Raw genomic sequence first — 14,621 nt, 5'->3', positions numbered from 1 at the left:
GATCGCACGCGAGCTCGGTATCAGCAAGAATACCGTCGCTGACATCGTGCAACGACACAGAGCTAACGCTTAGGGTGTCATTTCGCCCTCAGCCGGAACCGACCCCTTGTTAGGGATTAGCAAGCGGGGCAACAAAAAGATCCGAACTTTGTTGGTTCAGTGTGCCAGGGTATTCATACAAAAACTGGAACACCAGTCTGGCAAGTTGGCCGACTGGGTCAGGGAGTTGTTGTGTCGGAAAAGCAACTTTGTCGTCACCTGTGCTCTGGCAAACAAGCTGGCCAGAATAGCCTGGGCACTGACGGCGCGACAGCAAACTTACGAAGCATAAAGGCAGAAATACACCAGTTTAAACAATCATTCATCTGGTTTTGCGAATACTGATATTGATGATACTAACGGCCCACCGGCCTGTTGAGGAACCTGTAAAACGGAAAGGCTCATTGAAGCCGTATATTTTCTGGAGGTTCATCAGGCGCGGAACTCATCGAGGCGCGGGAATAAAATCCCATTCAGACGCCGGATAGATTCAAGCAAGCCAACTTGTCGTCAAAATCGGTGTTGCAAAAACGGGAGTGACCATAGATTCCGTTTTCTGAGGCGACCCCCACATAGAGACCTTCCCGGTCATTCACTTTGTAGAGTTTGTCCCTGGGCTTGAGATTGCGCAGCTTGGTATCGGTCAGCATGTACCTTGTCCTTCTTCGTCTCCGATACCCACTCTATTGTAAACAAGACATTTTTATCTTTTATATTCAATGGCTTATTTTCCTGCTAATTGGTAATACCATGAAAAATACCATGCTCAGAAAAGGCTTAACAATATTTTGAAAAATTGCCTACTGAGCGCTGCCGCACAGCTCCATAGGCCGCTTTCCTGGCTTTGCTTCCAGATGTATGCTATTCTGCTCCTGCAGCTAATGGAGCACCGCAAACAGGTTACTCGCCTGGGGATTCCCTTTCGACCCGAGCATCCGTATGAGACTCATGCTCGATTATTATTATTATAGAAGCCCCCATGAATAAATCGCTCATCATTTTCGGCATCGTCAACATAACCTCGGACAGTTTCTCCGATGGAGGCCGGTATCTGGCGCCAGACGCAGCCATTGCGCAGGCGCGTAAGCTGATGGCCGAGGGGGCAGATGTGATCGACCTCGGTCCGGCATCCAGCAATCCCGACGCCGCGCCTGTTTCGTCCGACACAGAAATCGCGCGTATCGCGCCGGTGCTGGACGCGCTCAAGGCAGATGGCATTCCCGTCTCGCTCGACAGTTATCAACCCGCGACGCAAGCCTATGCCTTGTCGCGTGGTGTGGCCTATCTCAATGATATTCGCGGTTTTCCAGACGCTGCGTTCTATCCGCAATTGGCGAAATCATCTGCCAAACTCGTCGTTATGCATTCGGTGCAAGACGGGCAGGCAGATCGGCGCGAGGCACCCGCTGGCGACATCATGGATCACATTGCGGCGTTCTTTGACGCGCGCATCGCGGCGCTGACGGGTGCCGGTATCAAACGCAACCGCCTTGTCCTTGATCCCGGCATGGGGTTTTTTCTGGGGGCTGCTCCCGAAACCTCGCTCTCGGTGCTGGCGCGGTTCGATGAATTGCGGCTGCGCTTCGATTTGCCGGTGCTTCTGTCTGTTTCGCGCAAATCCTTTCTGCGCGCGCTCACAGGCCGTGGTCCGGGGGATGTCGGGGCCGCGACACTCGCTGCAGAGCTTGCCGCCGCCGCAGGTGGAGCTGACTTCATCCGCACACACGAGCCGCGCCCCTTGCGCGACGGGCTGGCGGTATTGGCGGCGCTGAAAGAAACCGCAAGAATTCGTTAACTGCACATTCGGGATATTTCTCTATATTCGCGCTTCATCAGAAAACTGAAGGAACCTCCATTGAATCGAACTAATATTTTTTTTGGTAAATCGCATTCTGACTGGTTGCCTGTCAGAGGCGGAGAATCTGGTGATTTTGTTTTTCGACGTGGTGACGGGCATGCCTTCGCGAAAATCGCACCTGCTTCCCGCCGCGGTGAGCTCGCTGGAGAGCGTGACCGCCTCATTTGGCTCAAAGGTCGAGGTGTGGCTTGCCCCGAGGTCATCAACTGGCAGGAGGAACAGGAGGGTGCATGCTTGGTGATAACGGCAATTCCGGGAGTACCGGCGGCTGATCTGTCTGGAGCGGATTTGCTCAAAGCGTGGCCGTCAATGGGGCAGCAACTTGGCGCTGTTCACAGCCTATCGGTTGATCAATGTCCGTTTGAGCGCAGGCTGTCGCGAATGTTCGGACGCGCCGTTGATGTGGTGTCCCGCAATGCCGTCAATCCCGACTTCTTACCGGACGAGGACAAGAGTACGCCGCAGCTCGATCTTTTGGCTCGTGTCGAACGAGAGCTACCGGTGCGGCTCGACCAAGAGCGCACCGATATGGTTGTTTGCCATGGTGATCCCTGCATGCCGAACTTCATGGTGGACCCTAAAACTCTTCAATGCACGGGTCTGATCGACCTTGGGCGGCTCGGAACAGCAGATCGCTATGCCGATTTGGCACTCATGATTGCTAACGCCGAAGAGAACTGGGCAGCGCCAGATGAAGCAGAGCGCGCCTTCGCTGTCCTATTCAATGTATTGGGGATCGAAGCCCCCGACCGCGAACGCCTTGCCTTCTATCTGCGATTGGACCCTCTGACTTGGGGTTGATGTTCATGCCGCCTGTTTTTCCTGCTCATTGGCACGTTTCGCAACCTGTTCTCATTGCGGACACCTTTTCCAGCCTCGTTTGGAAAGTTTCATTGCCAGACGGGACTCCTGCAATCGTCAAGGGATTGAAACCTATAAAAGACATTGCTGATGAACTGCGCGGGGCCGACTATCTGGTATGGCGCAATGGGAGGGGAGCAGTCCGGTTGCTCGGTCGTGAGAACAATCTGATGTTGCTCGAATATGCCGGGGAGCGAATGCTCTCTCACATCGTTGCCGAGCACGGCGACTACCAGGCGACCGAAATTGCAGCGGAACTAATGGCGAAGCTGTATGCCGCATCTGAGGAACCCCTGCCTTCTGCCCTTCTCCCGATCCGGGATCGCTTTGCAGCTTTGTTTCAGCGGGCGCGCGATGATCAAAACGCAGGTTGTCAAACTGACTACGTCCACGCGGCGATTATAGCCGATCAAATGATGAGCAATGCCTCGGAACTGCGTGGGCTACATGGCGATCTGCATCATGAAAACATCATGTTCTCCAGTCGCGGCTGGCTGGTGATAGATCCCGTCGGTCTGGTCGGTGAAGTGGGCTTTGGCGCCGCCAATATGTTCTACGATCCGGCTGACAGAGACGACCTTTGTCTCGATCCTAGACGCATTGCACAGATGGCGGACGCATTCTCTCGTGCGCTGGACGTCGATCCGCGTCGCCTGCTCGACCAGGCGTACGCTTATGGGTGCCTTTCCGCAGCTTGGAACGCGGATGGAGAAGAGGAGCAACGCGATCTAGTTATCGCGGCCGCGATCAAGCAGGTGCGACAGACGTCATACTAGATATCAAGCGACTTCTCCTATCCCCTGGGAACACATCAATCTCACCGGAGAATATCGCTGGCCAAAGCCTTAGCGTAGGATTCCGCCCCTTCCCGCAAACGACCCCAAACAGGAAACGCAGCTGAAACGGGAAGCTCAACACCCACTGACGCATGGGTTGTTCAGGCAGTACTTCATCAACCAGCAAGGCGGCACTTTCGGCCATCCGCCGCGCCCCACAGCTCGGGCAGAAACCGCGACGCTTACAGCTGAAAGCGACCAGGTGCTCGGCGTGGCAAGACTCGCAGCGAACCCGTAGAAAGCCATGCTCCAGCCGCCCGCATTGGAGAAATTCTTCAAATTCCCGTTGCACATAGCCCGGCAATTCCTTTCCCTGCTCTGCCATAAGCGCAGCGAATGCCGGGTAATACTCGTCAACGATCTGATAGAGAAGGGTTTGCTCGGGTCGGTGGCTCTGGTAACGACCAGTATCCCGATCCCGGCTGGCCGTCCTGGCCGCCACATGAGGCATGTTCCGCGTCCTTGCAATACTGTGTTTACATACAGTCTATCGCTTAGCGGAAAGTTCTTTTAGGAGAGCATGAAAAACCTCGGGGCAGCCATCGAATGATGCCATCTACAGGGGTTAAAATAACCACCATCATTTCATAACAATACCTGCTGACTATGAAGATCTACGTCATCAAAATAGCAGTTCATGGAGTCAGTCCGATGGTCTGGCGTCGGCTGAGAATTGCTGCCGACACGTCACTGGCCGCGCTTCACTTCATTTTCCAGATAGTGCAGGGCTGGGGGGACGACCATCTCCATCAATTTCACATTTATGGCAAAGATTACGGTATCTCCTACGAAGGAGGCATCGGTTTTGTCGATAATCCGTTCCGGGTCGTGATTGATGATTTTGCTTTTGATGCTGGCGATCGCTTTACCTATGAATACAATTTCTTTGAGCACTGGCTTCATGACATTCGTGTTGAGGCCATTTATGAAAACTCTACGCTGAAAGCGCCGTTTTGTATAAGCGGCCATGGTATGCCCGGAGCCACAGCTGCGGATGAGTTCGATAAAACCCTGGCGTTTCTTGAAGCTATCGTTAATGCGGATGATGAAACAACGGTCGGCGAGATCCGCCCTTTTGCTGACGACCTGGATGCTGTCAGGTTCAACCGCCACAAAATCAACCGGCAACTGAGCAGGCTCGACCTTGCATCTCCGGTACTGGAGCCTGAAGTTATCTGGCTGGGCCGTCGTCGCTGACTGATGTCTATAAAGGTATACGTTTTCAGCATGCCTCTCAGATCCCCGAAAAAATGTCTATAAACCTCCCTAAATCAGTGTTTATGGATTATTCTTTAAATCTCTATGATGTTTAAAGACCTTCCGGAGGTTTTGCGTGCAATATGCCTACATCAGGGTAAGCTCGGCCGATCAGAATACGGCCCGTCAGGAAGAGGCATTGTCAAAGGCGGGTTTTCAGCCTGATAAAATTTGTGTTGAGCATGCCAGCGCGAAGGACACAAACCGCCCGGGGTTACAGGAACTCCTGGGGCAATTACGCCCTGGTGATACGCTTCTGGTTCATTCCATCGATCGCCTTTGCCGGAATATGTCGGATATGTGCGCTGTCACCACCCGGCTTCGTGACCAGGGCGTTACCCTTATTTTTCTGAAAGAGCAGCTGACGTTCAGCGCCGGCACAAACAATCCGATGCAGGAACTGCAGCTGCACATGATGTCGGCATTCAGCCAGTTTGAACGAGCCTTACTGAAGGAAAGGCAGGCCGACGGCATCGCCGCGAAAAAAGCACGGGGTGAAAAAACAGGGCGCCCCGGCGCCGATATCAAAAAGATCCAGGAAATTGACGCACTCAGAAGCAGAGGGGTCAGGCTCAGGATCGCCTGCGACCATGCGGGCCTTGGCGTTTCCACATATTATAAGCTTCGTCACCAGATGAACAACCAGTAGCCGGGAGATAGTCATCCACCACAGCAGGAGGCAATGATGCAACTGACGCTCCAGATAGTCATCACCGATGAATCAGGCTCCAGTCGAACGGAGGAACTGATGACAATCCAGAAATCAGGGGAGACCCGGAACGACATCGGATTATCGGTGTCAGAATCCAAGCTGTTGCTGAATACGGTCCAGCAGTCGGTGGTCCAGCTGCAGGCAGACGAATATACTCAACACCATATCCGGTGCCCTCACTGCCTTGCTGCGCGCAGAATCAAAGGCAAACAGAAAATACGGTACCGGACGCTGTTTGGCGTTATTCCGGTATCCGGGCTTCGGGTGTACCGGTGCCGTTGTGAAGAGAGTGATACAAAGACAGTCAGTTTGCTCAGCGACTGGGCCGGCGATTATTCTCACCCGGCACTGAAATATATTGAAACCCGCTGGGCCTCGATGATCTCCTATGAAATGACGACTCGTCTGCTGAAAGATATTCTGCCGGTGGGCCACAGCCTGAATGCCTCAACGGTGAGGAATCATTTATGCCAGGTGGCGCAGCGTCTTGACGCTGAGGCTGAAGCTCATTCAGGTTTTCTTTCCGGCTGCCCCCGCGACTGGGGGAACCTGCCCAGGCCAGGAAAACCGCTTGTGGTGGGTATAGATGGTGGTTATGTTCGCGATCGGGATGACAAAAAGCGTAATTTTGAAATTATTGCCGGGAAGTCTTTTTCCGTTGGTGCGCCTGCTGACACCCGCCGCTTCGGTTTTGTTCAGAAGGATGACTGTCATCCGGAACGCAGGCTCATGACCCACCTTTCAGCGCAGGGAATGCAGGCCAACCAGCAGATATTTTTTCTGTCCGACGGCGCGGATAATCTCAGGGACCTCCAGTTCGGTATGTACCCTGAGTCAACGCATGTGCTGGACTGGTTTCATATCACCATGAGGCTGAAGGTGCTCATGCAATATGCCCGGGGACTGCTGGTATCAGATCCAGAGGCGGGGAGTAAAGTTCTGGCACTGCTGGAAAGCATTAAACGATATCTCTGGCATGGCAATGTTGTCGCTGCGCTGGAACATATTGATAATTGCGTTATGTATTGCGATGACCCTGAACTCAGCTATCCTAGCCTGAAATCCCTGCAAAAACATCTGGATGAAATGTATACCTACATCCGGAATAATAAGATGATGATCCCAAACTACGGCGAAATGCGTCGGTACGGAGAGCCGGTATCAACCGCGTTTGTGGAATCCACGATCAATGAAGTGATCGCCAGACGAATGGCCAAAAAGCAGCAGATGCAGTGGAGCAGAAAAGGGGCTCATTATTTGTTACAGACCCGGACCGCCGTTTTGAATAACGAACTGCAGGATAAATTTGTCTGCTGGTATCCGGGTTTTCAAAGTGACGGGAAGGGACCAGCGATGGCAGCATAGCTCACGCTGCCCCAATATTTTTTATGCTCTCGGTCGTATGGAAGCTGGACCGCCTCGGTCGTGATCTTCGTCATCTCATTAATACAGTGCACGACCTGACCGCGAGGGGGACCGGTCTGAAAGTGCTGACCGGTCACGGGGCGACTATCGACACAACAACGGCCGCTGGCAAGCTTGTCTTCGGTATCTTTGCCGCACTGGCGGAGTTTGAGCGCGAACTGATTGCTGAAAGAACGACTGCAGGTCTGGCATCAGCAAGAGCCCGTGGGCGGAACGGCGGCCGACCTTATAAAATGACGCCAGTCAAACTGCGACTGGCAATGGCATCAATGGGACAATCAGAAACAAAGGTCAGTACGCTATGCCAGGAACTTGGGATAACCCGGCAAACTTTGTACAGGCATATTTCCCCTGTTGGTCAACTGCGGGCGGACGGGATCAAGCTGCTCAACCGTGGATAATTTGAACGGACGGAAAAATCTGGGGTTCCGGCGTAGTACCCCTATCACCTCCACATTTTTGCAACAGTGCCTTATAAATGGCAGCCTTATGTTTACTTGCCAAGATGGGCTACCATATGATGTTTTATACTGAGCAATATTAATATTATCTTTAATGGAAAAATTAAGCCCACTAAGTGACCCACTGCTATATGGCTCTATTGTGAAGACGCCTGAGGGTAAAAATTTATACATGGTTGTCCCTATGTCTATTATTGCAAGGTTGACAATATTATTCGTTTTATAAATTTGAGCGTTTAAAATCACACATCAAAGCAATTAGTCAGGATAAACAACAATACCCAGTGCTTCGAGAATCAGTTCTTGCTGCCAGGCTGCAATTTTGATACCTGATGTATCGACTTTGCGGGGATCTAAACCGTCGAGTTCGGCGTGGCATAAATTGGCACCCTGTAGGCTAAATTGCCCCCAGACATCTTCGGAAAAAACACCTCGACTTAAGTCTGACTCTTTCAGTGATGCACCCGCTAGGTTCGTTCCTATCCAGCGATTTTCAAACAACTCACATTTTTCTAAACAAACCCTCTCCATATTGGCATAGGAAAGATTACATCCAGAAATAAATGCTGAGCAAAAGTACATACGATTACTCACTTGATGGGCAAAGTTTGTTCGGGAAAAGTTGGCACCTTTTAAATCACACGCACGGAACTCTATACCGTAGCAATTGGCATTACTGAAGTTTGCCATCGCAAGTTGGCATTGTTGGAAACTTGCATCACGAAGATCTGCGACATCAAAGTGGCAGCCTTCGATATCACCCTGTTCAATGAACTTGCAGTTGACGAATGTCGTATCACGCAAGTTAGCACGTCGAAAGTCGCTGCGAATGAATGTGCAAGCGGTGAAGGTGAGATCACTTAAGTCTTTATGTGAAAAGTTGTGGTGCCGATATGTATGATTGTAGGTTTCCATGAGTACTCCTTGTTGAAAGGAGGGCTAGACTACCATTATACATATGCCAAGACATTAAAATAAAAGCCTGTTACATCAACACATTACAACCCCTCAATTTACCTGTTTTAAGTGGTCAAATTGGCGCGTAGAGCGCCTATCGCTCTTGCATTGGCACGCGGCCCTGTTGAAAAAAGTTATTCGCTTTAGATAGGGTTAGGAGAGCCGTGCTTCGCCGGTAAAAAATCGGACTATCCGACGCAGGGCGGACTCATCGGCGGAGAAGCAAACTTTGACTATATCTCCCTACACTTGGAAGAGGGCTAGACTGGCCCCATAGATCACCAGACACTTCGACTCTCTTAAAATAAGAGGTAGTCTTGGAACTATGTTTAATACCAGTCAGAACGATAAGATGGTTGAAGTGTTATCAGGACCTGAGCGGCGTCGGCGTCGTACACCGCAGGAAAAAATTGCCATTATTCAGCAGACTATGGAGCCCGGTATGACCGTGTCTCATGTCGCGCGCCTGCATGGCATCAATGCAAACCAGATATTCAAATGGCGCAAGCAATATTAAGACGGTTCACTGACGGCTGTTGCATCGGGCGAGGAAGTGGTGCCGGCCTCCGAACTCGCTGCCGCCAATAAGCAAATTCGCGAACTCCAGCGCCTTCTGGGCAAAAAGACGATGGAAGCCGAGATACTCAAAGAGGCCGTGGAGTTCGGCCGGGCAAAAAAATGGATTGCGCATGCGCCCTCGTTGCCTGGGAACGACGAATAAGCGACGTTTGCAGAAGTCTTGGCGTGTCGCGTGCGCAGTTGAGCATTCGGGTTCACCGGCCATCTGACTGACAGGATCGCAGACGGCAGCCCCGTTCTGACGATACCACCGTATTGTCCCGGATAAACATGGCGGTGGCTGACCTGCCGACGTATGGTTATCGCCGTGTGTGGGCGCTGCTGCGACGGGAGTCGGAGCGGGACGGCCTGCCTGTGGTTAATGCAAAGCGGGTGTATCGCATTATGAGAACGCATAATCTGCTTCTTGAACGTAAACCCGCTGATCCTTGCCGTAAGCGGGCCCATAAGGGGCGCGTAGCAGTAGCGGAAAGTAACCGGCGCTGGTGCTCAGATGGCTTTGAGTTCCGCTGTGATAATGGCGAAAAGCTGCGGGTGACCTTCGCGCAGGACTGCTGCGACAGGGAGATCATTGACTGGGCAGCGAGCACCGGAGGCTATGACAAAGAAACGGTGCAGGATGTCATGCTGGGTGCGGTGGAAAAACGCTTCGGAAGGCAGTTGCCAACAGTGCCGGCGTTCGCCCGGTTGCTGGGACTGGAGCCTTGTACGACAGCAGTGCGAAGCCCGGAAAGCAATGGCATAGCAGAAAGCTTCGTGATGACGATAAAACGGGACTACATCAGCATCATGCCGAAACCGGACAGCGAGGCAGCGGTGATGAATCTGGCGGTGGCGTTCAGTCATTACAACGAACATCATCCGCATAGTGCACTGGGATATCGCTCACCACGGGAATATATACGCAGGAAGTTATCGCAACCGTAAGAGAGCAAAAACGTCTGGATATATAGGGTCAAATCCACTGTAAATATATTACCAGTTCTTAATTACTGAATCTCCGATCCCTGCAATATGCTCGTTGAGTTCATTCATAGATGAATGAGTATTTGTAATATACAGGACTACTATACGAGATGGCTTGCCTCCGGGGCCCAACAGTGCAACGATGCCCCGAGATCCGTGATCACCTGCTCCTGTTTTATCCGCTATCATCCAGCCAGCTGGCAGTACAGAGCGGAACAGAGGCCCGCCGACTTTATCTTCCTGCATCCAGCTTATTAATTTTTTTCGAGATTTTTCTGTAAGTACACTTTCGTTTAACAATTTTTGTAGCGTTTGAGCCATCGCTGCCGGAGTGGTGGTATCACGCTCATCGCCAGGCTTCGCCTCATTAAGGCTGGGTTCGTGTCGATCAAGCCTTGTATAACTATCACCAGTGCTACGCAGAAAATGAGTTAATCCCTCCGGCCCGCCAATAGTTGATAGCAATAAATTTGCAGCAGTGTTATCACTGGTGGTAATGGCAGCATTGCATAACTCAGAAACCGTCATTCCATCTGCAATGTGCTGACTGGTTAGTGGAGAATAGTCGTCCAGGTCATGCTTATTATAGGTAATTCGGCGTTCAAGTTGTTCAAGCCCTTTATCAACACGTACTAATATTGCTCCACATAACAAAACTTTGAATGTGCTCATCATAGGAAAACGTTCTTCACGGCGATGACTACTCAGAACCTTCCCGGATAAAAAGTCTATTTCAGTAAAACCAACCCGACCTTTGATATGGTCTTCTGTGCTTTGTATTGTATCAGTAACATTGACTGGTGTAGATAATGCTGGAGTACACATTCCAGCCAGTAAAGAGATTATAATAAGGCGGATCTTTTTCATATTAATATCCTTTTTAAAATTAAGTTAAGTAATAATAGATAAATAATGAGTAAACAGGCTCTGTTCAGCCGGACTGTCGGTGTACCACCGGAGCACGTAAAGCATCCGGTGCAATCTTCAGCCGGGTAAGCACCGGACCGATAATCTGGCCGAAGACAGGCGCCGCCACTGAGCCACCAAAATGCTGTCCCGCTTTGGGATTGTTAATAACCACAACCAGTGCCACTTCAGGACGGCTCGCCGGCGCGACGCCTGCCGTATAGGTAATATGCCCCCCGTCATATTTTCCACCGGCACCTAACTTCTCTGCGGTTCCGGTTTTTATTGCCAGACGGTAGCCCGGTACAGCTGCCCTTACGCCACTTCCGCCGGGTAACACATCACTTTCCATCATTCTGATTACAGCATCGGCAAGCTTCGGGTCCGCCACCTGCTCACCGTACACCGGCGCGGATAACCGTGTAACGGATAACGGATGATAAACGCCACAGGCCCCGAGAGTGGCATAGGCTCTGGCTAACTGGAGCGGGGTTACCCGGAGGCCGTAGCCAAAAGCGAAGGTGGCGCGCTCAATATCAGCCCATCGATGGCGACTGAACGGAAAGTAACCAGTACTTTCACCGGGAAGGCCCAGCCCTGTCGGTTTTCCCAGCCCGAAGGATGAATACGTTTTTACCAGCGCATCCGAAGGCATCGCCAGGGCAATATGTGAAACTCCGGTATCACTGGATTTCTGAAGTATGCCGGTCGGCGTCAGCGCCGGCCAGTATCCCACGTCCCGGATAAGATGGCCGTCAACCCTGAACGGCCTTGTGTCAAGAAGCGTGCTGCTGCTGATAATATGGCGGCGCAGGCCTTCAAGAATGACGAAGGGTTTAACCGTTGAACCCGGCTCAAAGCTGTCATTAATCGCCACGTTACGCATTTCAGCGGAAGTGGCACCGGAAAAACGGTTGGGATTAAACGACGGATAGGATGCCATAGCCAGAATTTCGCCGGTGTTTACGCTGACAAGCACCGCAGCGCCTGACTGGGCGTGATGTTGCTCGACCCCCTCCCTTAACCGGCTGTAAACAATATACTGAAGCACACTGTCAATACTCAGCCTGATCGCCGGTGCAGTTTCCGGAGCGTCATACTGGATCACGCTGATGACGCCCCCCCTGGCGTTTTTGCGTATTTTTTTCACCCCGAAGTCCTTTCTCAGAACGGTGTTAAAGCTCTGCTCAATACCACTCAGCCCTCTATTTTCGGCACCGGTCACACCAATGAGCGAGGCTGATGCCTCACCCAGCGGATAGTAGCGATTTTCATTGTATTTCTGACTTATGCCCGGCAGATGCAGCTGTGACACGGCCCTGGACAATGACAGGGGCGACTTTTTCTTCAGAAACAGGAATTCCTTGTCCGAATTATCTTGAATAGTTCTGCGAAGTTCCTCAGGCGTGATATCCAGCAAGTCGGCCAGAAAAGCCCATCTGGCTTCCGCGAAGTCCGGATGAGCGGCAGCGATGCGTTTTGGATCAGCAATGATGTCACGTGCCGGCACGCTCATGGCGAGAACAACGCCGTAACGATCGGTCAGGGTTCCGCGCTGTGCTGGCAGTGCAAGTGTCCGTACGGATCGACGGTCAGCCGCATTTTCCAGGACAGCGTGGTCAAAAAGCTGAAGTCCGGTGAGCCTGGCAACCAGCACGATAAAGATTAATGCGATACCGGCAAGAAGAATATTAGGGGTCTGACGCTCAGTGGAACGAAAACTCACGTTAAGGGATTTTGGTCATGAGATTATCAAAAAGGATCTTCACCTAGATCCTTTTAAATTAAAAATGAAGTTTTAAATCAATCTAAAGTATATATGAGTAAACTTGGTCTGACAGTTACCAATGCTTAATCAGTGAGGCACCTATCTCAGCGATCTGTCTATTTCGTTCATCCATAGTTGCCTGACTCCCCGTCGTGTAGATAACTACGATACGGGAGGGCTTACCATCTGGCCCCAGTGCTGCAATGATACCGCGAGACCCACGCTCACCGGCTCCAGATTTATCAGCAATAAACCAGCCAGCCGGAAGGGCCGAGCGCAGAAGTGGTCCTGCAACTTTATCCGCCTCCATCCAGTCTATTAATTGTTGCCGGGAAGCTAGAGTAAGTAGTTCGCCAGTTAATAGTTTGCGCAACGTTGTTGCCATTGCTGCAGGCATCGTGGTGTCACGCTCGTCGTTTGGTATGGCTTCATTCAGCTCCGGTTCCCAACGATCAAGGCGAGTTACATGATCCCCCATGTTGTGCAAAAAAGCGGTTAGCTCCTTCGGTCCTCCGATCGTTGTCAGAAGTAAGTTGGCAGCAGTGTTATCACTCATGGTTATGGCAGCACTGCATAATTCTCTTACTGTCATGCCATCCGTAAGATGCTTTTCTGTGACTGGTGAGTACTCAACCAAGTCATTCTGAGAATAGTGTATGCGGCGACCGAGTTGCTCTTGCCCGGCGTCAACACGGGATAATACCGCACCACATAGCAGAACTTTAAAAGTGCTCATCATTGGAAAACGTTCTTCGGGGCGAAAACTCTCAAGGATCTTACCGCTGTTGAGATCCAGTTCGATGTAACCCACTCGTGCACCCAACTGATCTTCAGCATCTTTTACTTTCACCAGCGTTTCTGGGTGAGCAAAAACAGGAAGGCAAAATGCCGCAAAAAAGGGAATAAGGGCGACACGAAAATGTTGAATACTCATACTCTTCCTTTTTCAATATTATTGAAGCATTTACCAGGGTTATTGTCTCATGAGCGGATACATATTTGAATGTATTTAGAAAAATAAACAAATAGGGGTTCCGCGCACATTTCCCCGAAAAGTGCCACCTGACGTCTAAGAAACCATTATTATCATGACATTAACCTATAAAAATAGGCGTATCACGAGGCCCTTTCGTCTTCAAGAATTTTATAAACCGTGGAGCGGGCAATACTGAGCTGATGAGCAATTTCCGTTGCACCAGTGCCCTTCTGATGAAGCGTCAGCACGACGTTCCTGTCCACGGTACGCCTGCGGCCAAATTTGATTCCTTTCAGCTTTGCTTCCTGTCGGCCCTCATTCGTGCGTTCTAGGATCCTCCGGCGTTCAGCCTGTGCCACAGCCGACAGGATGGTGACCACCATTTGCCCCATATCACCGTCGGTACTGATCCCGTCATCAATGAACCGGACTGCCACGCCCTGAGCGTCAAATTCCTTTATCAGTTGGATCATATCGGCAGTGTCGCGGCCAAGACGGTCGAGCTTCTTAACCAGAATGACATCACCTTCCTCCACCTTCATCCTCAGCAAATCCAGCCCTTCCCGGTCTGTTGAACTGCCGGATGCCTTATCGGTAAATATACGGTTTGCTTTCACACCTGCGTCTTTGAGTGCTCTGACCTGAAGATCAAGAGACTGCTGACTGGTTGAGACCCGAGCGTAACCAAAAAGTCGCATAAAAATGTACCTTAAATCGAATATCGGACAACTCATGTCTATTATTACAAATTTACGATTTAATAGACATATTAATGTAACAGTTTTACGATGTCCGATAATTTATAACATTTCGTACGGTTGGAAAAATGTTACTAAATGCCCGTCAGGCAGGGAGGCCGATATGCCCGTTGACTTTCTGACCACTGAGCAGACTGAAAGCTATGGCAGATTCACCGGCACTGTTGCAAAGTTAGCGATGAGGCAGCCTTTTGTCTTATTCAAAGGCCTTACATTTCAAAAACTCTGCTTACCAGGCGCATTTCGCCCAGGGGATCACCAT

General features: G+C 51.0%; 11 protein-coding genes and 5 pseudogenes. 9 read left to right on the top strand and 7 right to left on the bottom strand.

The genetic code is table 11. The features are described 5' to 3' along the window. Nucleotides 1-88: 88 nt before the first annotated feature. Nucleotides 89-331, top strand: a pseudogene (locus ACOTX1_RS23490) (IS110 family transposase); the annotation flags it as partial. Between the two features lie 253 nt (nt 332-584). Here ACOTX1_RS23490 and ACOTX1_RS23485 read toward each other — a convergent pair. Next, nucleotides 585-689 (bottom strand): annotated as a pseudogene (locus ACOTX1_RS23485) (Arm DNA-binding domain-containing protein); the annotation flags it as partial. A gap of 329 nt (nt 690-1,018) precedes the next feature. On the opposite strand from ACOTX1_RS23485, the gene sul2 reads away from it, so the two are divergent. Genes sul2 through ACOTX1_RS23470 form a run of 3 tightly spaced genes read left to right on the top strand, consistent with a single transcriptional unit; the run spans nt 1,019 to nt 3,534 of the window. After that, nucleotides 1,019-1,834, top strand: a complete 816-nt coding sequence (gene sul2 / locus ACOTX1_RS23480; RefSeq protein ID WP_001043260.1) for a sulfonamide-resistant dihydropteroate synthase Sul2 — start codon at nt 1,019-1,021, stop codon at nt 1,832-1,834. A gap of 60 nt (nt 1,835-1,894) precedes the next feature. Continuing rightward, nucleotides 1,895-2,698, top strand: coding sequence for an aminoglycoside O-phosphotransferase APH(3'')-Ib (aph(3'')-Ib, locus tag ACOTX1_RS23475; protein ID WP_001082320.1), 804 nt, complete (start codon nt 1,895-1,897; stop codon nt 2,696-2,698). Then, nucleotides 2,698-3,534 carry an APH(6)-I family aminoglycoside O-phosphotransferase gene (locus ACOTX1_RS23470; RefSeq protein WP_421766880.1) on the top strand — a complete coding sequence of 279 codons (837 nt, stop codon included), beginning with the start codon at nt 2,698-2,700 and terminating at the stop codon, nt 3,532-3,534. Before aph(3'')-Ib ends, ACOTX1_RS23470 begins: the two co-directional genes overlap by 1 nt. 106 nt (nt 3,535-3,640) lie before the next feature. Here ACOTX1_RS23470 and ACOTX1_RS23465 read toward each other — a convergent pair. Then, nucleotides 3,641-4,045, bottom strand: a pseudogene (locus ACOTX1_RS23465) (IS91 family transposase); the annotation flags it as partial. Between the two features lie 155 nt (nt 4,046-4,200). On the opposite strand from ACOTX1_RS23465, the gene ACOTX1_RS23460 reads away from it, so the two are divergent. From ACOTX1_RS23460 to ACOTX1_RS23445, 4 genes and pseudogenes are all read left to right on the top strand, one after another. Continuing rightward, complete coding sequence (locus ACOTX1_RS23460) at nt 4,201-4,791, top strand: plasmid pRiA4b ORF-3 family protein (protein ID WP_012477564.1); 591 nt, start codon at nt 4,201-4,203, stop codon at nt 4,789-4,791. A 136-nt stretch (nt 4,792-4,927) separates the two neighbouring features. Continuing rightward, nucleotides 4,928-5,500 carry a recombinase family protein gene (locus tag ACOTX1_RS23455; protein ID WP_001493762.1) on the top strand — a complete coding sequence of 191 codons (573 nt, stop codon included), beginning with the start codon at nt 4,928-4,930 and terminating at the stop codon, nt 5,498-5,500. 36 nt (nt 5,501-5,536) lie between these two features. Next, complete coding sequence (locus ACOTX1_RS23450) at nt 5,537-6,928, top strand: ISKra4-like element ISKpn19 family transposase (RefSeq protein WP_001493761.1); 1,392 nt, start codon at nt 5,537-5,539, stop codon at nt 6,926-6,928. 32 nt (nt 6,929-6,960) lie between these two features. Further along, nucleotides 6,961-7,389: pseudogene (locus ACOTX1_RS23445) on the top strand (recombinase family protein); the annotation flags it as partial. Nucleotides 7,390-7,707: 318 nt separating this feature from the next. On the opposite strand, the gene ACOTX1_RS23440 reads toward ACOTX1_RS23445, so the two are convergent. Further along, the gene (locus ACOTX1_RS23440) at nt 7,708-8,364 is read right to left on the bottom strand and encodes a quinolone resistance pentapeptide repeat protein QnrS1 (RefSeq protein ID WP_001516695.1); all 657 of its coding nucleotides are present in this window, start codon (nt 8,362-8,364) and stop codon (nt 7,708-7,710) included. A 394-nt stretch (nt 8,365-8,758) separates the two neighbouring features. Between ACOTX1_RS23440 and ACOTX1_RS23435 the strand changes: the two are divergent. Continuing rightward, nucleotides 8,759-9,912: pseudogene (locus tag ACOTX1_RS23435) on the top strand (IS3 family transposase). 48 nt (nt 9,913-9,960) lie between these two features. Here ACOTX1_RS23435 and ACOTX1_RS23430 read toward each other — a convergent pair. The 4 genes from ACOTX1_RS23430 to ACOTX1_RS23415 all read right to left on the bottom strand — a co-directional run bounded on the left by ACOTX1_RS23430 (nt 9,961) and on the right by ACOTX1_RS23415 (nt 14,299). Next, entirely contained in the window at nt 9,961-10,818 is an 858-nt protein-coding gene (locus ACOTX1_RS23430) for a class A beta-lactamase LAP-2 (RefSeq protein WP_012477595.1), read from the bottom strand. 64 nt (nt 10,819-10,882) lie between these two features. Then, nucleotides 10,883-12,583, bottom strand: a complete 1,701-nt coding sequence (locus ACOTX1_RS23425) for a penicillin-binding transpeptidase domain-containing protein (RefSeq protein ID WP_421766879.1) — start codon at nt 12,581-12,583, stop codon at nt 10,883-10,885. Between the two features lie 115 nt (nt 12,584-12,698). After that, a complete protein-coding gene (locus tag ACOTX1_RS23420) occupies nt 12,699-13,559 on the bottom strand; it encodes a broad-spectrum class A beta-lactamase TEM-1 (RefSeq protein ID WP_000027057.1) in 861 nt (286 codons plus the stop codon). Between the two features lie 182 nt (nt 13,560-13,741). Then, the gene (locus ACOTX1_RS23415) at nt 13,742-14,299 is read right to left on the bottom strand and encodes a recombinase family protein (protein ID WP_001235713.1); all 558 of its coding nucleotides are present in this window, start codon (nt 14,297-14,299) and stop codon (nt 13,742-13,744) included. Nucleotides 14,300-14,621: the final 322 nt, after the last annotated feature.

The sequence above is a fragment of the Enterobacter cloacae complex sp. IR5401 genome, from assembly GCF_049238425.1.
GTDB lineage: Bacteria > Pseudomonadota > Gammaproteobacteria > Enterobacterales > Enterobacteriaceae > Enterobacter > Enterobacter hormaechei_C.
Note: the sequence above shows the minus strand (reverse complement) of the source record. Positions and strands in the feature narration are given on the sequence as shown.